Source organism: Candidatus Defluviilinea proxima (assembly GCA_016721115.1).
Lineage (GTDB): Bacteria > Chloroflexota > Anaerolineae > Anaerolineales > Villigracilaceae > Defluviilinea > Defluviilinea proxima.
On sequence record JADKIW010000001.1, the window covers coordinates 2,923,909 to 2,944,490 of the forward strand.

Annotated in this window: 13 protein-coding genes and 1 tRNA gene; 13 read left to right on the plus strand and 1 reads right to left on the minus strand. The window is 41.5% G+C overall.

Translation table 11 applies throughout. From position 1 onward, the window contains the following. The 6 genes from IPP66_13580 to IPP66_13605 all read left to right on the plus strand — a co-directional run bounded on the left by IPP66_13580 (position 1) and on the right by IPP66_13605 (position 5,405). Complete coding sequence (locus IPP66_13580) at positions 1–1,173, plus strand: hypothetical protein (protein MBK9926307.1); 1,173 nt, start codon at positions 1–3, stop codon at positions 1,171–1,173. A 15-nt stretch (positions 1,174–1,188) separates the two neighbouring features. Continuing rightward, positions 1,189–1,383, plus strand: a complete 195-nt coding sequence (locus tag IPP66_13585) for a hypothetical protein (protein ID MBK9926308.1) — start codon at positions 1,189–1,191, stop codon at positions 1,381–1,383. Beyond that, positions 1,380–2,072, plus strand: coding sequence for a hypothetical protein (locus IPP66_13590; protein ID MBK9926309.1), 693 nt, complete (start codon positions 1,380–1,382; stop codon positions 2,070–2,072). Before IPP66_13585 ends, IPP66_13590 begins: the two co-directional genes overlap by 4 nt. Positions 2,073–2,076: 4 nt before the next feature. Further along, a complete protein-coding gene (locus IPP66_13595; protein MBK9926310.1) occupies positions 2,077–2,871 on the plus strand; it encodes a hypothetical protein in 795 nt (264 codons plus the stop codon). A 286-nt stretch (positions 2,872–3,157) separates the two neighbouring features. After that, on the plus strand, positions 3,158–4,369 hold the full coding sequence (locus IPP66_13600) for a DUF4263 domain-containing protein (GenBank protein ID MBK9926311.1): 1,212 nt from the start codon (positions 3,158–3,160) through the stop codon (positions 4,367–4,369). A 28-nt stretch (positions 4,370–4,397) separates the two neighbouring features. Then, complete coding sequence (locus IPP66_13605) at positions 4,398–5,405, plus strand: hypothetical protein (GenBank protein ID MBK9926312.1); 1,008 nt, start codon at positions 4,398–4,400, stop codon at positions 5,403–5,405. On the opposite strand, the gene IPP66_13610 is transcribed toward IPP66_13605, so the two are convergent. Next, positions 5,387–5,493: transfer RNA gene (locus tag IPP66_13610), tRNA-OTHER, on the minus strand. The genes IPP66_13605 and IPP66_13610 overlap by 19 nt on opposite strands. Positions 5,494–5,602: 109 nt before the next feature. On the opposite strand from IPP66_13610, the gene IPP66_13615 reads away from it, so the two are divergent. The 7 genes from IPP66_13615 (at position 5,603) to IPP66_13645 (ending at position 20,408) form a co-directional block, all read left to right on the plus strand. Further along, on the plus strand, positions 5,603–6,556 hold the full coding sequence (locus IPP66_13615; GenBank protein MBK9926313.1) for an ATP-binding protein: 954 nt from the start codon (positions 5,603–5,605) through the stop codon (positions 6,554–6,556). Positions 6,557–6,609: 53 nt separating this feature from the next. Then, on the plus strand, positions 6,610–12,942 hold the full coding sequence (locus tag IPP66_13620) for an ATP-binding protein (GenBank protein ID MBK9926314.1): 6,333 nt from the start codon (positions 6,610–6,612) through the stop codon (positions 12,940–12,942). Continuing rightward, on the plus strand, positions 12,854–13,636 hold the full coding sequence (locus IPP66_13625; protein ID MBK9926315.1) for a hypothetical protein: 783 nt from the start codon (positions 12,854–12,856) through the stop codon (positions 13,634–13,636). The genes IPP66_13620 and IPP66_13625 overlap by 89 nt, the downstream gene beginning before the upstream one ends. Positions 13,637–13,907: 271 nt before the next feature. After that, entirely contained in the window at positions 13,908–14,168 is a 261-nt protein-coding gene (locus IPP66_13630) for a hypothetical protein (GenBank protein MBK9926316.1), read from the plus strand. Beyond that, positions 14,165–14,626: a hypothetical protein gene (locus IPP66_13635; protein ID MBK9926317.1), complete on the plus strand. Its 462-nt coding sequence runs from the start codon at positions 14,165–14,167 to the stop codon at positions 14,624–14,626. Before IPP66_13630 ends, IPP66_13635 begins: the two co-directional genes overlap by 4 nt. Positions 14,627–14,639: 13 nt before the next feature. Beyond that, positions 14,640–15,002 (plus strand): trypsin-like peptidase domain-containing protein, encoded by a 363-nt coding sequence (locus IPP66_13640; GenBank protein ID MBK9926318.1) that lies wholly within the window; start codon positions 14,640–14,642, stop codon positions 15,000–15,002. A gap of 66 nt (positions 15,003–15,068) precedes the next feature. After that, positions 15,069–20,408 (plus strand): ATP-binding protein, encoded by a 5,340-nt coding sequence (locus IPP66_13645; protein ID MBK9926319.1) that lies wholly within the window; start codon positions 15,069–15,071, stop codon positions 20,406–20,408. The last annotated feature ends 174 nt before the right edge of the window (positions 20,409–20,582 follow it).

Genomic DNA, 20,582 nt, shown 5'->3' on the forward strand with positions numbered 1-20,582 from the left:
ATGACTGGTTCATCCAAGGCTACGACAAAACCAGAGATGCAAATGGCTTTGCTCAAGGTGCTGAAAGCCCTTACGACTTTACCTGCACAAGTCATATTTTACGGGTCAATAATTTTGGCAATCGCAGCAACAGGCGGCGCACAGCTGCCAGGTGTTTTAGGAATGTTATCTACAACTATTGGAATGAATTTGCTTTCCAATATGCTTGAGCGAGTTGTGCAAGGGGAAAATGTTCTTGACGAAGAAATTCAAAAAGTTGTTCAAGAAACAATCCAAACCACAGGCATTGAGAATCTTCTTACTAGCAACGAATTTCAGCGGGTGACAGCTCATGTGTTTCGACAATTCGATTTGTTGAAATACGCTGTGCAAAGAGGAGAAATCAATATCGCAGCTTTGCTTTCTGAACAATTTGCAGAACATAAAATTATGTTGGAAGAAATGCAAATTGAACTAACTGCCATTAGCGAGAAATTAGATACATTAGCCACACGGGAACAGGGCGAAAGAATAATAAAACTGATTCGACAATTACATGAAACTCAAGGCATCATCGGAGTGCTTCCAGATACAGATAAGGTAATGAACGAAATATTCAAGATATTAAGCGACGAAGCAAAGGACGGTCCACGGCTATTTAGTATTGCACCCGTTAACAGAAGCTCGCTTGATCCTAAAGAGTGGCTAAGCACAAAATATAAGGTCATTTTATGGTGTGAACATTCGGGTTTACCACTGGTTGTTCTTAATGGCGAGGGTGATAAGCGCGGAGTTTATGAATTAGATTTACCGCGGGAATGGGTTCTGCAAGCTGCTCCTTACTTAAAAACAATTTCCACAGCCTTAGGTTTAGTCTTTCCTATTCTATCTTCTGCATATACTAACTTATTATCATCTGATGATCAATATAAATTTATAGAAAAACAACTTTCCTTCAGCAGAGATGTATTTGATGCTATGCTTACAGACACAGATAAAAGTTCTATCTGGACAGATAAACCAGATGTTCTTGTTCTGCCACATGGAGTCCCTCAAAAAGCCGAAGGTGCTCTTCTTCGTGAATTCCATGCGTTTCTAAAAGCAAAAGATCCATCTTTTGGTGGTCTTGTACGAGTGATGAACAAGCAGAATGAATTTCTGTGGGTACATAAGCGATTTGCCAGCGAATACTGAAATTGGAAAATCAATATGCTTGAACCAAATCTGTCTACCTTCGCTGAATGCCTCGAAACCCGCTACACGTCCGCGTCCGAGCATGTCGAGCGGCTGACCCCGTCCCTGCTGGCGAAGGCGTTCCGCGGGGAGTTGGTGGAGCAAAATATCAAGGATGAGCCTGCGTCCGCGCTGGTGGAGAGGATCAAGAAGGGGAAGGAATCAGCATGAGTAGCTTAATAAGAGTCTTTGAAATTCAAGTTCCAGAAATTACTGATGTAAGTGCAGATTCTAATAACACTCCACTTACACCTTTGGCTTCTAGAATTACAGATAACATTATGGACGCGCTAGGAAATGGAAATCCCAGCAGAGATTTTACTGTCAATGAAATGGAGATTAACGATCGTGCTCAAGTTCATTGTGAAAAATGGGTTGAAGAAGTTGGTTATCACTTTGTAAGGTATTCAAACTCAAAAAAGCCGGATTTGATTTATCCAATTAACCAATCAGGAAACCGCAATGTGCTCAAAAGTAAAGTGTACTCAGGAGATGTTTCAGGCACCATTGGGGAATCGCTTTTTTCTTTATACATCATAAAGTGTTTTTTTCTTTCCGACGGCGATTTTGCCCATCTACGCACAGACAACAGTAGTGTTTATCCAGATTTTGCAATTTACACCCCTTCCCAAGAAATGCTGTCAAATTTTGGATGGCCCGAAGTTTCTGAAATTCCAGCCGAAGTAAAAAATGCAAACGAACTTGAACGCAGCGCTATTTATCCTCAGATCCGTAAATCAATTCAGCAGATTAGGAGTTTTTGGAGAAGACGTGGGGCAACGGCAGGTCCTTCAATGATCGGGGTAACGGTTAGAAATCAACGCCAGCAAACCTACGATCTCGCCGTAATTTGGAGATGATCTTATGGAAAATCAAACCAACAACCGTGCAACGCTGGCAATAGCCGCAGTTCGAAATGCCATAAAAGACATTAGAATTCTAATCTGGGCTGGCAATTATCAAGAAGCGCGAAGAATTATTGAAAGCACATATTCGGATTATGAAGAAGAACTAAGAGAGGCATTTGCATTACGAAAGCATGTCGTCAAATATGAGTTGGACATAAGGAAAGAAATTCCAGATGATGGAAAGCCAATCACTGAACAACAACTAATTGCTATGCAGATTGCCTCAGAAAAATCCCGTGAAATAATCGGCGAGAGAGTTGATTATTTTTCCCTGGGAGTACTTGCAAATATCTTGTCAAAGTTGGATAAGCGAATTTCTGATCAAACGAATCAAAAGACAAGTATTCCAAAGGATTTCTTAAAAAGTAAAACTGAAAAAAGAGGAAAACAAGAATCGTTTCTTGAAGAAACTATGGGTAATTCACTTTTTGGTTTTGAATATGTCCTAATTCCTTTAGGTGAAAACAAATGGGAGTTGAGGGCATATAGATCTCAAAATTTACCTGATGTGAACTTGAATATAGTAGTCTCTCACCTCAAACACATTGAAAATCTTAACATTCACAGATCAACTAGCGCAAAAGACATCAAAGGTGAAGACATCTTTCCACACAGGTATGTAGGCTTTTCAGAAAATTCACATGTCGAAATCACAATATTTGAGCTGAATCGACTTAGGATTTATTTGGCTACTGAAAACCCAATTGAACCTATGGAGATTTTCGAGAAAGTCCTTCATGCATTTAATTAATTCTTTACAAACTTCAAGCGCAAAAAGCATGAACCATATGGGATTATTCAGAATTTCTGGAAATGTTATATTTTGCATTGAATGTCAATCTACCTCCGAGCACGTCGAGCGGCTGATCCCGTCCCTGCTGGCGAAGGCGTTCCGCGGGGAGTTGGTGGGGCGGGATGCGGGGGATGCGTCCGCTGCGGAGTTGGTGGAGAGGATCAGGGAGGCAAGGAAAGAAGTCGAGTTGAAAGCAACGGGTCCATGTCTGAAGAGGACTGTTCATTTGTAAGGAGCGGCAAATATGAATAATAACGCTAATGTAGTGGAAACAAAAAATAAAGATGGAATATCCTATGTAACTATCAATACAAAAACTAAGAATGGGGTGTATCGGATATTGCATAAGCCTGGACAAAGAAATAGCCAATTTGACTTTTGTGAAGAGATAAAGTTTGAAGGGTTTTCCAAGTTACCAACAGGTTTTTATACGAATGATGGAAATGGGCTGGTGGGAGGGGGCTTCCAAATCTTAAAGGCATTATATGAACGCTTTGGAAAAAAAGTAGAACTCATATTAGTTGCAAAAGGCGTAGCAAGTATCAATGCTAGAGGATCAAAGTTAAAGGTAATACTTTCTCACTCTGAGTTGAAAGTTCTTAATTCAAAAGTTCGAGAGATCAAGCAGGTCAAGAATGAGGAGATCCGCTCTACAGTTCAAAGTTTTCTCTCTCGAAAATTTCCAAAACGTTTTTCCGGATCTGCAAAAACAAGAAACAAATACATTTCGGGATCATTGGCTGGAGTGCTCGATCGGAGTGATGTATTGACGAGATTAAGTCCCCTTGATCGTCAATACCTGGAAAAATTGATTCCTGACTACCTTTCAAATATCAAAGCTACGCTCGCCGCGCCCGAAAAGCTGAAGATAATTTATGAGTCTTTGGATGCAGGTAAGGTAGTCTATTTCAAAAAGGTAATAAAGGAATTTCGACGAAGGCTTAAGAAGTCAAATCAGAGCGAATCTGATTGGCAGGCTTTTCTATCTGAGCATATCTTGGTTCTAAAAAGCGGCTATGGACATGTTCTCGAAAAAAATAGCGTTACTTTGCAAGGAAAATACCCTGATTTCATGCTAATCGACCCATACGGCTATTTGGATATTTATGAGATCAAGAAGCCAGCCACGTCGGTCTTGAAAAAGGACAAGAGTCGGGACAATTATTATTGGGATGTTGAAATAGCGAAAGCAATTTCACAGGTTGAAAATTATTTACATCAGGTACAAAGAAACAGTGACGGATTAATAAACGACATAAGAAGGAATAAGAAAATCGATATCAATATCGTACGTCCACGAGGCTATATTATTGCAGGCATGCGCAATCAATTACTAAATCAAAAAATGATTGATGATTTTCGTATGTTGAATGAAGCCTTGAAAAATGTGGATATTATTTTCTACGATGATTTGGTTGAAAATCTGGAGACATTTGTGAAGAGAATTGGAAATTGATCGAGTTTGCTGGAATATCGTGCCAAAAATGAAAAGACTTTTTTTCTCTGCTTCTAATGATGTGATTGAACAGGTCACGGACCTGTATGATTTTGTCTGGCCAACCGCTTCTGCTATGTGGAACTTTCGTTGGCAAATTAAAGGATTTGTGGATGAAGTTGGGAGAGAAAATATTTCCCAACAGAATCTGCTAAATCGCTTTGACTGGGGAAGTGGCATTCATGGCGCGAATATAAAAAGGGCAGTTCTCGAAAAAAGTTGGGATGAGCAGCAAGAGCAATTTGCCAAATTTCTATTGATAAATCTTATTGCTATCTATGAGGGCTGGCTTGAAGGACTCCAAGAGGTTCTCGGACTTACTAAAAAACAAATAAAACAGCTTCAATTCCCCACAGGAGTAGACAGAGACGGAAACCCGTTTGGTGTAAATGTTGCCTTAACCCAGTTAACGAATAACAGATCTACACTACTGCAGAATGCTTTTTACGCAACACTTCGGTCCCACAGTAAAAACTCATTTTTGCAGCTGGAAAATCTATTAATTTGCTTTCGGTTCTTCAAGGAGTGTCGAAACTCGGTTGCTCATCGAGGCGGTACCGCAGATGAAAAGACGTATGAGAGCTATATTGGTTTTGCAAGAACTGCCTCTCCGGGCAACCTAAATGTTGATGAAGTACCCGAACACTTTCCAGTTGTCGTCGGCGAGCCAGTAAAGCTATCGCTTCGAGGGGTTGTAGGTTTGGGGGATATTATTATCAAGTTGGTGGCTACTTTAGATGCAGAATTGTCAACTTGCCAAAAGGCGGAAAATGAACTTGTTGAGCGATTTAAGCATTGGTCAATAAGTAAATCTGGCAAATCAAAAAACAGTCTAAAGAAAGACCCAAGTGCAAGAAATGGACAATTGCTCAGAATCTTGCGAGCGCTAGAATTTCCTGAGCCGATAAGGAATGATGAGATTGAGGCACTGTTATTGCAAGAAGGAATTTTAAAAGAGAATTACGCGAAAATAGAAAACGAAGGTGGCGGGATTTGAACCCACACCCCCCGTTTTATTCAATGCTCAATATAAAATATTAAGCGCTGAATAGAACGGGGGAGCTCTACCTTTAAGCTACACCTTCTAGAAATATTTTACCATTGGTATGCAATCGCGAAAGTGCCAATTGCAATGCTAAATGCAAGAAGATTAATTAGTGAAATAAAATCATTCGATGGTTAAAAGAGGAAATCGTGGATAAGAACCGACTGGAGCATCTCCTTTCCCTGGATGAAAGCAACACTCTTGATTTCAAGAGGGAGATTGACCTTGACTCCAAAAGAGGTAAGGCAAAGTTTCTTGTTGAAGTATTGGAACTTGCAAATTCTCCCGAGAAACCAGCGTATCTGATTTTAGGGATTGAAGATAAAACAAAAAAACCTGTAGGAATTTCAGAAGAAATTACAGAAGAAAGACTGCAGAAGGTAATTGCGGATAATTGTCGCCCTCCACTTAAGTGCGTGTTTGAAAACGTGGCAGATATGGGTAAGCGCATTGGCATTCTGATCGTTCAAGGTGACAGGCGACCGTATTTCTTGAAAAAGGACCTGGGTTTTCAAGATGAGAATGGGAAGCAGCAGATCTATTCTGACAAAGTGATCTTCGTGAAACGAGGCTCAACGGGTGACACAGCAACTATCGATGAAATTACGGAAATGATTCTGGACAGGCAAACAAATGGTCTCGAAACGAATGAAGAGCTTTACGAGGAACTAAACAGCCTCTCTTCGAACCTTTTTCATATAAACAATAGTATTGATCGACTGAGCGACAGAGGAAAAAGAGAAAGAGTTATCGAATATCTTTTCGTTGGTATCGTTTCCGGGTTGGTAGTGGGTTTCCTTCAAGCCTTAGGACTTGACTGGAAAATTTATATCAGCGGTATCTTTGTATCGACATTTTGGGTCAGTGTACTTGCGTCTACACTGAAAATTGTTCGATTTGGCTGGATACGGAGTGTGTTAATCAGCCTGATAATTTCTGTTGCTTTTGTTGCTCTGTCTGTTCTCCTGGACCGTTCGGTAACACAGACGCTTACATCATTAGGGTTCCCAACAACACTTGTTCCAGTTTGGAGTGGCATCAAAGGGATGGTTGGTGGGATAGCGGCTGCCTTCTTGGGAAGAGGTGAATACGAATATGATTAATAATAGCGATTTTTTTGATAGGGCTAAATCGAAAGCCAAGGTGGGATGAAAGAATGCCAAGAAGCCAAAATAAACTCGTAGGCTATTCAAGAGCTGGAGATGCGTTTCATTACCGTTGGGCAGCTCGTCGCTGTCTTAGACTGATATATCCCAAATCTCAACTTCGCCATGTTGTCATTGAGGGGTCTAAAGAGTCTGTATTGGCTGGCGAGTATGTAATTGATGTGGCTGAGTATTCAGACTCAGACAAAAACGGCATTCAGGAAATCACATATTATCAACTGAAGCATACGACCGTAAGAAAAGAGCAGCCGTTCAACTTGAGTGACTTGAAAGATACTATTTCTGGATTCGCTGATAGATATCTAGCTTTTCTTAATCGAAATGACGCAACTCGTAATTCTTCAATTATTACTTTCACAATTGTTACTAATAGGGCAATTGCTGACAACTTCAAGCGGGACATAAACACCATCGCAAAGGGTGATAAAGTAAATGCTCGTTTTAAGGCTACCTTCAAAAAGTATACAAAATTAAATGAGAAGAACCTAGCTGAATTCTGTGCTTTGCTCAAATTCGTGGATGGGGAAGGGGATTATGAGGCACAGAGGTATGAGCTTCATGCCGAGATATCCCAGCTGCTTGCTGGAGCAGTTGATAGTCCTCAAATTGACAGTGTTGTTGCCTTAGTACAAGATAAAGTCCTGCCTAATTCAGATGGACGAATTGAACGCGAAGATATACTAAAGCGCTTTGGTGTAACATCGGAGAGGGATTTATATCCTGCGCCACTCGAACTTGAGAGTTTACATACTGTAATTCCAAGACAACAACATCCAGAGCTTTTAAATTCCATCGTCAATTCTTCGGCGCCTGTAATAATTCATGCCGCTGGTGGGGTTGGAAAATCAGTTTTTGCTCGGCAAATAACAGAGTCTTTGCCAAAAGGCTCATTGGGGATTGTGTACGATTGTTTCGGAGGCGGACGGTACAGAAATCGAAGTGAACCGCGCCATCGACATCGAGATGCCCTCGTCCAGATCTCAAACGAATTGGCATCCCAGGGATTATGTAGCCCACTAATAGCATTGTCCACTTATTTAGATGACGAGATCATGAGAGCCTTTCTGATACGGCTTGAGATGGCCGTTACGTGTTTAAGAAAAGCAGATAAAAATGCGGTCTTAGTGATTCTGATCGATGCAGCTGATAATGCAGAAATGGCTGCGCAAGAGTTTAGTCAATCGTGCTTCGTTCATGAATTAATACGTGAGGCGATGCCTAAGGGCTGCCGTCTCGTTGCGCTATGCAGGACGGAACGCATAAATCTCTTGCGCCTTCCCGCTAATGTTTCCCAGTTAGAGTTGCAACCATTTTCGGCTGACGAAACACTCGTGCACCTCAGGAACCGCTTTCCGCAAGCCACAAGTGCCGATGGTTTAGAATTTCATCGCTTAACTAACAACGGCAATCCTCGTGTGCAGGCAAATGCTTTAGGGCTAGGACTTCCTACGGTCGCAGCAACCTTGGATAGCATTGGACCGCTGGGCACTACCGTTGAGAAACAAATTGAAGCACAGTTAGACTCTGCGATTGCACTCATCAAAGATAGGCTTCCTCTTGATTACCAAGAGCATATTGATGCTATTTGTCTTGGCCTTGCCACGCTTCCGCCCTTTATACCTTTAAGTGTTATTGCCACAGTCGCCGACGTTGATGAAGCTACGGTAGTGAGTTTTGTTGCAGATTTGGGGCGTCCTCTATGGCTATCAGACACATCAGTACAGTTTAGAGATGAGCCAACAGAGACATGGTTCAGGGAAAAGTTCTCAGCAACGTCAGATCAAGTAAACGACTATATTACACGCCTTGAGCCATTAGCTCAAAAATTTCCATATGTTGCGGAGACCTTACCGTCCTTATATTTAAACGCTGGGAGATATAGAGAGCTGATTGACTTAGCGCTCTCTGATAAGTTTCTTCCAAAAGACAATCCAATTGATGAACGGAATGTTCGGGTCTATCGTCTTCAATTTGCTTTTAAGGCGGCTTTGAAGGCAGAGGAATATGCCGATGCAACCAAGCTGGCATTACGTGCCGGGGAAGAAGTCGCAGGCGATAAAAGACAACTCGAAATCCTTAGGAAAAATGTTGATTTAATCGCTCCATTACAATATGAACAAAAGGTTCAGGATCTAGCATTTCGTCGGTCTTTGCGTAGTGGCTGGGATGGCTCTGAAAATGTCTACGCTGCGGCATTGCTTTCATCAGTCGAAGACTTTAAGGGAGAAGCTAGGGGATACTTAAGAGCTGCAAATAATTGGCTCCATTTATATTTTGAGAAACGAAAAGAAGAGAAGACAAATCATTTCGATGATAAATTGACAGATGATGATATTGTAGAGTTGGCATTTTCTCAATTCAACCTGCATGGCACGAAAAAACTTGTGGATTTTATATTAAGTTGGAAACCGCCAGAAGTCATATATCGCATTTCTAAAAAATTATTTAGGCGGCTAATAGATGCAAATAACTTTGTGGCTATTGAAGAAACATTACATCTAGATCTTTATAAACAACATATTGGCAACCAATACCTAATCATTGCTATTGCTCACGAATTGTTGGATATTCGAAAATTCCCGGACCGCAAGGCAACGCGGATATGCTTAGATTTGCTCGCTTCAAACCGTACTCGAATTGTAAAACCTGTGTACTCGTACAAGGACACAACCTCCTCCGCAATTGTATCGTTTATAGAAGCGTGTGCTGCAAATAAGCATTCCAAAGAAAAAATACTGCGGGTACTTAACCACTATATTCCAGTCCGGGCTTCCCGGTCTGTTGCTAGCGATTTTCAGACAGAGGAGCGGGATACTTACTTGCGAGCACTTGCGCTTAGGTGTGTGCTTGAGAATAAACTTGAGCCAGATTTAGACATATTACTTCCCAAGGAGTTTATTGAAAAGAAAACGAAAAAGAAAAAAACTTACAGTTATGATCAAGAAATAAGGGAGTTTAAAGAGCGAGTTGGCGGACTTTTGCCTTGGTATATAATACGTGCCCGAATTCTTGTAAACGGTATTAATGATCTGTTTCAATTAGTTGTAGATGCTGATGAGAAATCAAAAAAGGCGCGAGCGCGAAGATATAGAGATTCTGATAGTATGCCTTATGAGATTTCCCACGTATTGGTTGAGGTTTTGACGCTATATCGATTTGGGAATCCAACAGATGCAGAAAATTTCTTCACTTTATATTTAAAGGACAATAAGCAAGTTTGGATTCATGATCGTTTGAAATCAGTACGAAGCGCCTTTCGTTCAGATCATCTTTCGGGGATTAGAAGACAGTTGGAAGTATCCACTAATGCTTTAATTGCCTCGTTAAAAAGCGAGGACCCCGAAACAAGAGCCGAGTGGTATACCGACTTGGCACGTGCCGTATTTTCAGTGAGCCGGGAGGATGCGGCCACCTATTTTAATTACGCAATTGAGGCAGTTTCAAAATTTGGTGATGAACTTGTAGAGCGATGGGAAGCAGTAGCCGCCTTGGCAAAACGAAGCGCGGAGGATGGACAATCATCTTCTGAGATGGCTTATCGTTTTATCCGCTGTGCCGAATTGATTGGTGATAATGTTGCAAGAGAAAAGCATTGGAACCGCAGTGGTGCTGTCAGGGCATGTGTCCAATTATCTCCCGTTTCTGCCCTGGCATCCTTAAGTCGTTGGCGCGACCGAGACGTCGGCTGGTTTGGTCGGCAAGTTGTATCTTTAGCTGATGAGCTTGTGAACGCAAATATTATTTCTCCCGCAGCAGGGTGGTCTCTTTCTGTATTTTTTGAAGAGTATGGGTTGGATGATTTTGCGTCTCTTTGTATTGAAAAAGAATCTTCTGCGGCACGTCGCCAATATGTATTAGATTCCGTAGTTCGAGACCTCAGAATTAATGAAACAACTGAACAAAGCTGGCAAACGCTTCATAAGGTCGCTCGACAACACACTATCAATAATGCCGATTTAGATGATGTTCTTACTTTTTACATAGCCAACCCTGAAAAAAAAGATAGGGAGCCAAGTTCTCCTATTGCAAATTCCAAAAATAAGGAAGAATCAAAGCCTGTTGAAAGAGTAAATTTTCTAGATGATTTGGATTTAGCCACGAGTACTGGAATAAGCGAGGCAATCTATCGAAAAAATATGGCTTCAACCAAGTTTCGTAGCCACGAAGCTTTTTGGCAAGAAGTTTTCAAGCGCGTTAATGAGCACGATGCTGTCAAATTTTTAAAAGCACTTGTCGTCGCAGAGCATGCCGACCGATTTGATGTACAAACCGCACTTTCTTCCCTGCCAAAAGATTGGCGTCAAAAAGTTAGCATCAAACGAAATTGGGGGAATATTCTCGAACTTATAGCACAGCGCTTTGCTCTCGAATTTACAAGTCGCTGGAGTTTGGAGTATTTTTTGGAGAAAATCGAAGGCAACGAGGAAGTAATGCCACACCTTCGGCAAGGCATTCTTAAAGGGCTATCTAGTAATATCGATCTCGTAAATGCAAGCACTTTTTTTGGCTTTGCTGAGATCGTCTCCCCCTTTATTACATCCCAACAAGCAAACAACCTTCTTGACTTTGCATTAACCCGGTTTGAATTTCATGTTGATGAAGAATATGCAGATGGTCCTTGGAAAGATTGGCTAAATCCGCCTTCTGATATAACTACAGCGTTTGCTGGTTTCGTTTGGTCCGCACTTGGTTCACCTCGTGCCGAAATTCGCTGGCGAGCGGCCCATTGTGTAAGAAGACTTGCAAGTCTTGGATGTGAAGCTGAAATCAATGCTTTGGTCAAATGGATGGAGCGAGATAGGGTAGATGCCTTTGGAAGCCAAAAATATCCTTTCTACAATTTGCATGCTCGGCAATATCTTCTTATTGCTTTAGCACGCGTATCAATTGATAATCCAGGAATATTAAAACGATATTCTGAAACTTTCTCGCAACTTGCACTGTCAGCCATGCCTCATATCCTCATACAGAAATTTTCAGCTCAAGTTGCATTGAATATCGAAAACGCTTTTCCCAAAACCTATCAAAGGAATGTGGTCAAACAACTTCAACAAGTAGGTGTAAGTCAACTGCCGGTTAGGGAGCTCGACAAATACAAGGAAAAGGTTGAAAGTTACTGGCATATCAGAGCGGATGTCCGTAAAAATTTAAAATTCCATCATGGATATGATTTTGATAGATACTGGTATGAGCCGCTTGGAAACGTTTTTGGAATATCAGCCAAACAAATTGAGGAACTTGCGACTGAAACCATAATTAATGTGTGGCATGTGAATGGAGACGGAAGTTATAACAGCGATCCACGTGTTGGACTGTGGAGTTCAACGCGAAATGAACGGGAAACTTGGCGTGATCATGGGAGTTATCCCCGGACTGACAACTATAGTTTTTATTTGTCCTATCATGCTATGTTGACTACTGCGTCTAAATTACTTCAAAAAATGCCTGTTGTAAAAAGACGCGATTGGTATGAAGATGAGGATCAGTGGCTCGAGTGGCTCCATCGACATTTATTAACACGAAATGACGGACGGTGGTTAGCTGACCGTCGTGACCCAGCACCTCTTTTACGACCAAATTGGATTCGTCAAACAAAGGCTGAAAATTGGCGATCAGAAATAACAACAGATGATTTCCTTGACACAATTCTGTTTGAACGCCAGGGTGAAACATGGCTAAATGTTTCTGGATCTTGGACGGAAGGCTATTCTGAACGTGAGGAAGACCTGTATGTTTCTACTGCACTCGTATCCCCGCCCGCTTCTCAATCGCTTTTAAATGCATTAACTACTTGTTCTGACCCGAATGACTTTAAGTTGCCAAACTATGAGGAAAATGATATGGAGTTTGACCTAGCTCCCTTTACACTCAAGGGCTGGATCTGGCGTGGACATGCGGACAAGAGTCTTGATGAGTATGATCCTTTTGCAGGTGAAATAGCTTTTCCGCCCTATAAAGTTGGTGATGCAATTGTTAAAAAGCTGGGTATGTCGGTCGATACTGAACAACGGGAATGGTTCCTGCCAAACTCAGACAAGGCATCGCTAATCTGTGAGCTTTGGAGTATCAATAAACCTAGGCCAGATGAGGATCCACTTAGGCGAGGGGAGCGACTAAGCGCGTCACTAGACTTTTTGAAAAAGCTTTGTTTGATTCAAAAATGTCAAATCATTTTTAATATACAAATCAGTCGTCGTTTTCACTATGGTTCTTATGCGAGGAATGAAGGTGACAATGGATACAACCCGCCGCACAACAAAATCTATATCCTCTCGGCAGATGGCAAGCTCAGAGATACAGAAACGTATTATCAAATTGGGTGAAAACCTGGTCAAAGCACTTGGGTTAGATTCAAGCGTTGATACTCTTTCGCGCTGGATGGCCCACTATATTGCCGAACAAATGTCAATTGCGAAAAAGGCAAAAGGAAAAGAAAAAATAAGGGCAGAACAACAGTGTTTTGAAACAATACTGAAGCTTTGGCAGCATCGGTCACATTTACCGGCTGGTGTACGTCCTTTTGAAAGCTTCGATCCTATTCTGCGCGCGCTTGAAAGATTTGATCCAGATAATAAACAACCATATTTTTACCGGAGCCAAGGTTCGTCAAAGAAAAATAAATCGGGCAAGAAGAAGTTGGATGATGTCCAAATGTGGCTAGACATTGCCCAAGGAATCGACCAGGCAGCACGGATTTGGCTTGAATATGTCTTTCATCAAGCGGCTTTAAATGCAACAGATAGAAAGACAGTTACATGGTTGGAAAATGCGGTTGTTGATTCGGGAGGGGATGAGGTTTCAATTATTGTTCGTCTTATCGATGCAGGACTAGAAGATATCGAAGATGCTGATGTGCAAGAACAGAAAGCGAGACAAGATAAATTGAAATCAAGAATCGAACAACTTGATTCGTTTAATAATTTTAGCCAGACTCTGCGTGCAATGTTTGTAGATGAACTCAGCGCTATTTCGCAGGTAGATTCATCTGTAGACACTATCGATTCGGAGCCAAACTAATTTATTGTTTATGAGTTACGTAAGTCAATCAACTTGCCAAGCTATTTAAGAGTCTTATTGAGTTTAAGAAATTTAACGACTTAATTTTTGAATGATATCCGTTAAGAGCCAAGAACAAAATTTTTCCTTGTCGCTTGAATATCTTCGCACAATGCCTGTTATGTTCCATCTTCTCAAAATCCTATTTTGATGTACACTCCAGTGAACTACTTTGTCTTTCTGCACCAGTATTGAAGTAGTTCTCATAGATGATTTATCACAAGGGATAAACATGGAAAAATCAAATGAAGTTTATGACGTGCCCCAATGCCCATCCTGCGGCAAAGCCCATAAATACCGCATGATTGTCCTGCGCTCGACTGTCTTGTTCGGCGCGTCGAATGCTGATATGCAAAAAGAGAAACGCGTGCGCAGAATATTTATCTGCCCCAAAACAGGAGTCAAGTTTGAAGGCGTAGTGGTTCTGCTGGACGACCCGAAGAACAAGATTGCATCTGTCAAAGTTGAAGGTCTGGTTGAGGAAAAGAAATGAGCAAAACTGCTGCCAAGAAAGCCATTGAAGTACAAGAAGTCAGCCTGCTTTCCGCACATAGCGAGGCACTCATTGAGATTGGCAAGGGCATCGTAAAAGATTCAGTAACTACGGCGCGTGAATTTTGCAAATCGATGATTTCGACAAGTACTGGCGCAATTCCAATCTACCTGGGTATCTTAACATTCATCCTTCCAAATAAATTCGAGTTAGGGGTCCCGGCTGGAGTGACGGTTGCTGCTCCAGCTGTTGGTTTTCTTATTGCAGCGATAATCTTCACCTTTGGTTACTTACCTCTAGCCGATAAGTTCTCGCTTGATATTATCGAAGAAATCCAGAATGCACTTGAGAAGAACCTTGCGTATCGCAAGCGTTTTATTTGGTACGGTTTGGGTGTCTTTATCGTTAGTACGTTACTGGCTATTTATGTGATTGTCATTAACATAGGTGTAAAATAAACTGGGGTTAACTTTGGATATCAAATCGAGCATCTTTGCCGTATTGAATCAAACTGGCTCGGTTAAAGGCACAGGATTTCTTGTCGCCCCAAACCTAGCTATAACATGTGCGCACGTTATCTTTGCTGCTGATGCACAGCCTGGCGATATCATCGAAGTACGATTCAGTGGTCGAATCGAGAAGAACAAAGCACTGGTAATGACAGAATATTGGCGGGATGTAGATCAAGGCGATATAGCTATTCTTCAACTTGACTTCAGTGTGTTGGTTGCTGATCCGCTACCGCTTGGGGTTGCTTCCAGCAGTTCCGGACACGACTTTTACTCGTTTGGATTTGCCACCGTCACAGATGTAAATGGGATTGGCGCAAGATGAAAAATTGTTGATGTTGTGGAGTGGGGACAATTAGTTCAATTGACATCGCAGGAACTCGACCAGGGTATGAGTGGCAGTCCGGTTGTGGATGAACAGCGACAGGTTGTCATAGGAATGATAGCAAAAGGAAAAAACAAGGGAGGCAAGGATGAAAGTCAACGTAATCTACTAACCACTTTCGCTACCTCGATGGAAGTGATTCGTGAAGTTTGCCCCAAAATTTCTTATAGTTTGAATACTGCTGGTGCCCGTGTGGGCGACTGGCCAGTGTCTTTCGACGGTGCAGTACAGAACTTTTTAGAATATTATCTTGGCACACCAGAAAGATCTTCTCCTTTTGGAGGTCGAGATGCTGATCTATATGAACTAAATGCATGGTTATTGCATTCAGACTCACCGCCATATGCCTTGTTAGTTGCGCCAGCTGGGCGCGGGAAATCAGCTTTGCTAGCCCATTGGATAACTGAACTTAAGAGAGATCCTGTTGCGCCGTTTGTGTTGTATTTTCCGATTAGTGCTCGCTTCAATACCAATCGTGAAAGCGTAGTATTCTCTGCTTTATATACTTTTCTTGCCCGGTTCCATGAAGAACCTATTATCCATGCAAGTGAAACCCAGGAATACCGTAGATTGGTCGTAGATTATTTGCGTCGACCTACGCCAAAGGGTCGCCCTATACTGGTCGTATTAGATGGGTTGGATGAAGCGGCTGATTGGAAAATTAGTGCGGAGATTTTTCCAACTGAGCCACCGCCACATTTGCGAGTGCTTGTCGCCGCTCGCGAATTGGCAGGCAACGTTGATTGGCTGCTTCAATTGGGATGGGAACGAGCAGGAAAAACAAAGATATTTCACCTGGCCAAGCTAGATCAAGATGCAGTACGCGATGTATTGCTCAAGAGAGGTATTTCACTCGATCAGAAGAAAATAAGATTTGATGTTGCAGCCAAGTTATACGAACTGAGCAGTGGCGACCCGTTATTGTTGGGGTTATACATCGATTCACTCTGGCCCCGCAAAATGGTGCCAGGTGAGATTAGCTTGAATGATTTATTGCTGACTAAACCTGGCATTACGCCCTATTTTGACCTATGGTTTCGGCAGCAAGATGCCATATGGCATAGCACTCAGGCACAAGTGGATCGAAGTTCCATAGATGTTATTTTTGGCATATGCTCCACAGCATTTGGTCCACTAACCAAGGCAGACCTGGTGTCTCTGTTGCCGGATGTCACCTGGACAAGTGGTAAATTAGAACGAACAATAAACACAGTAAGTCGTTTTGTATTAGGCGATGGAACCGAAGAGAGAGGTTATATCTTCAGTCATCCATTCTTGAAAGAATATTTTCTCAACAAGTTATCTCACAAAGAACGCACTGAATGGGAAAATAGATTCCTTTCTTATGGACGTGAAACTCTATCCCGATTACAAGACACAAGCCAAATTGGTCAATCTATTTCTAGATACATAGTAAAGTACTTTAGTGCTCATCTCCTTGCTCAAGATAAGATTCCTGCATCCGATTTCTATTCATTAATCTCTGAAAGTTGGCTATATGCCTGGCAGCTTGTCGATGGAACAGTGGATGGTTTTTTGGATGATGTTTTTCGGGCATGGGTGATCGCTGATGGTGAAGGCCCAGCGGCTATTGATAAAGTTATTAGATCAGCATTATGTTTTTCCAGCACGATCTCCTTAAGTTCAAATGTGCCTAATGAGCTGATCGTTACCTGCTTAAAACTGGGTGTAATTAGTAACTCAGAAGCCATATCAATTGCAGGACACAAATCTGATTTAGGTGAAAGAGCTATTTGTTTAGCGTTAATCAGTGACTATTTGCCGGCCGAAGATAAGAAAGCAATTCTGACTATTGCGCTTGAAAACATTACGATTGTTGAAAACAACCACAGAAATATTGATCGCCACTTAGAAGAAATAGTGGAGCATATCCCACCTGAATTCCAAGAACTATTGGTTCAATGCTTATTCTTGGCCCGAAAAATCGGATATTTGAGATTTCGAGTTCGCACGTTATGCTCATTATCAGAAAAAATTCCACAACAGACCATCGAGATCCTAACAGAAGCTATCACCGTTACGCTTGCCATTGAAGATGAACGAGATAGAGCTCTAGCCTTAGAAATACCAGCAAGAAAAATACCAATCACCGCACCTGAATTAATAGACATTATTCTAAATTCTTTAAAGTCAATTCAGAATGAAGATGATCGCGACGGGATACTATTGGCAATCGTCCAAGTATCATCGCAAAATTCACATGACTTGATCAGCAGGGTGTTGGACGAAATTAGTTTATTTGAAGAGGCATCTTCATACGACTATGGGAACATCATACGTTCTATAGCGGACCGTTTATCAGAGGAAGATCAAAGCGTTTGGGAGAGACTTATCCTGATATCGCAGCGTTCAGATGATTTCACGTACATACTTAATCATATGCCTCGCCAATTCAGTAGTTTATGGTTAAGTGCATTGGTAATCATTCGTAGTATGCAGGACAATTACGAAATTATTAGAGCAATGAAAATTGTTACTCCTAATTTACCCGCTGACGACCGCAATTTATGGCTTGACCTGCTGTCAAGTACATTATTGATCGAGGATGAAACTGACAGATTACAACTATTCAAGACCCTAGTCAAAAGCTTACCTATCAGCATGCGAGAACTATGGGTTAGTGCGCTAAACACTGTAGAACAATTTACAGATTCATGGTCGTACGCTGGTGCCTTAATTGCATTAATAGAATATTTACCGTCAGAATTTCACGACCTGTGGGGTAAATTATTGGATTTGGGATATTCATTTACTACACAAACTTATAGTCATCGCGTTTTCGTTGCAATCGCCGAATATTTGCCTCTGACAGAGTCGAACTTCTTAACAAACTTATTAAATATTATCGGTACACGCGAAGATAAAGCTCTTCTTTTGGCAACTGTAGCAAATCGTTTCCCATCTAAGGAGAAGAAGGCTCAAACAATCTCTGAAGCCTTACAAGTTGCTCATTCAATAGAATCAGAATTATCAAGAGTTTCTGAATTAAGTTCACTCTTGGAATATTTGCCATTAATCGAACAGCGAAGTGTATTGGCAGAGACGATGCCTATTATTTGCGACACTAGCGAGGCATATTGGGTGTATGTGTTGTTAGAAAGAATCTTGAAGTTCTTACCTGTAGACATGTCGGACGAATGGAATATGGCGGTAGTCGCTGTAGGCAATATGAACGATGAGAGGTATCGTGTTCTCTCTCTTCTAGAACTAATAAAATATCTACCATCCCAAAGAGAAGATCTTTTCTTCCAGGTTGTTACTCTGGTAAAGGGCATGAATGACCTACAGGATCGGGGTACAGCCCTTTGCAAGTTAATTGAAAAATTACCGACACATTCACATTCCTTGCACAAAAATATTCTTGCCATAGTAAATTCTATGGATGATGGGAAAATCGGTCTTGATGTTATTTGTGTTTTAGCGAGCCATGTCTCCGGCGAAGATAGGGAGGTGTGGTATCAGTTAGTAACTGCTGTGGAAAAATTGATTGCAGAGAAAACGGTTAATAGCTGGTATTATGTCGACACCTTGGATACGGTTGCTAAATACCTGCCTGCGGCCTGGCCAGAATTGTGGATGAAAATTTTGGGACTGGCAAGCCAGTTGGCTACTTCAGATCGCAGCAGATTCCTCTCAAATGTTGTAGAAAAACTGCCTGGTGCTCCAGATCTTTTATGGGCACAAATCCTTGATTTAGCTTACGAGATTGAGTATCCGCGTGATAGGTCCCTGGTTCTTCATGCAATTGCACAACATTTACCATCCAATCTGAATTATCTGTATCACAACGCACTTGCAAGAAGCTATGAAATTAATGATACAGATTTTCGTACCCAGACGCTGCTGACGTTTGCAAACTATCTCTCAAAAGAAAGCGCACATTTAGTGATGGCAGAGTTGCTAGCGTCCGTAAACTTAATAAGGGACGAAAAAACTCATCTCGCAGTCATACAATCTGCCGCAAAGAATTTATCAATTGACTATCCAAGATATTCTTATGAGGATTTGTTACTATCTGCCAGACTACTAAATAACGAAATTTATCGGGTTGATGCATTAATGGCAATAGTTCCTTATCTTCCTGAGCGCGTGAGCCATCCTCTTCTCAAAGAATCTTTGGAGTATTCAAGAACTATAAAGTACGAAGATAGCAAGGTCAAGGCTATGCTGGCTATCTTGTTGCACTTTTCAGGCGACGAACAGAAAAACATATTGCTTGAGGCTATAAGAATCGCGCGAACCGAGCAATATCCCAATATAAAGATATTGCTTCTCATAAAAGTAGTTGAAACTTGGAAAGCAATCCCCCGCCCATTTTGGAATATATCTGTTAAACGAGCACTAAAAGTATTAAGCAATAAAGACGGAATGCCAAGCCGTCGAAGCCTATTGATAGAGGCAATCACTAGCCTCCAGAGCATTGAGAATGATACATCGTTCAATATTACATTACGAGATCTATGTCTATGTTTGCGTTCTGTAGCACCTGATCTCCTCCAAACCGCATTAAGAGACATACAAAAAACTGATTCAAAAAAGCGACGAGCTTATGGTCTTGCTATCGTTGCTGATTACTTGCCAGTTGATCAACAGTTAGCTGTACTAACTGAAGCCTTAACTATTGCACAAACCATTGAAGACAATACTGCACGAGTCTATGTCTTGCGTACTATTGCATCTAGCCTTCCAATTTCTCAAAGACATACGGTCTTGGTTGAGGCCCTCGATTTGGCAAAAAATATTCAAGATGATAGTATGAGAGCTTCCGCATTGCAGACTGTTATACGGCAAGCGTCCCCAGAAGACCATGAGCTATTTCTGATGGGGCTGAGTATAGCTAGAAGCATAGAACCAAAATATTATCGCGTCGCGGCTTTGGCCACTGTTGCCAAGAATCTGCTTTTGGATCAACGAATCAACATCTTGGATGAATCCCTGTTCATTTCCCAATCTATTCAAGATGAGTGGGAGAGATGTCAGTCCATTTTGAAAGTGGCAGAAGCGTTGCCTGCTAGTGCAACAGAGTTGCAACAAGAAGTATTGAGAGCTGTATATAGTTTTGATTTGAATCATGAGTATGAGATGGATAAAGTCATCGACATTCTCGAAGCACTGGTTCCGCATTGGATAGAAATGTTTGAAGGCGACACCAAAGTAGCTTCAAATGCCATTTCTACAGTGTTGAAAACATTTTCTAAGAAAAAGCGTTCGACTTTGCTGAAAATTTTGGCGGTCTTTGCGCCGGTTATTTATAAGATAGGAGGAGAAAAGACGGTCTTGGCATCGGCTCAATCTATTCTGGATACATCTCGATGGTGGGTATAAAAGACTTTAAGTTACTAAGTATGCAAGCATATGAATAAAGCTACATATAAAGTATGTGACCGTTTTGATTTGTGTAATACTTGTACTTTGTATTATTTCCTGAGACATATTTTATCGTCTTCTGGGCGCATTTCCATTCTTTGCCAAGCATGATACGTAACCAAAGCTGTCGCG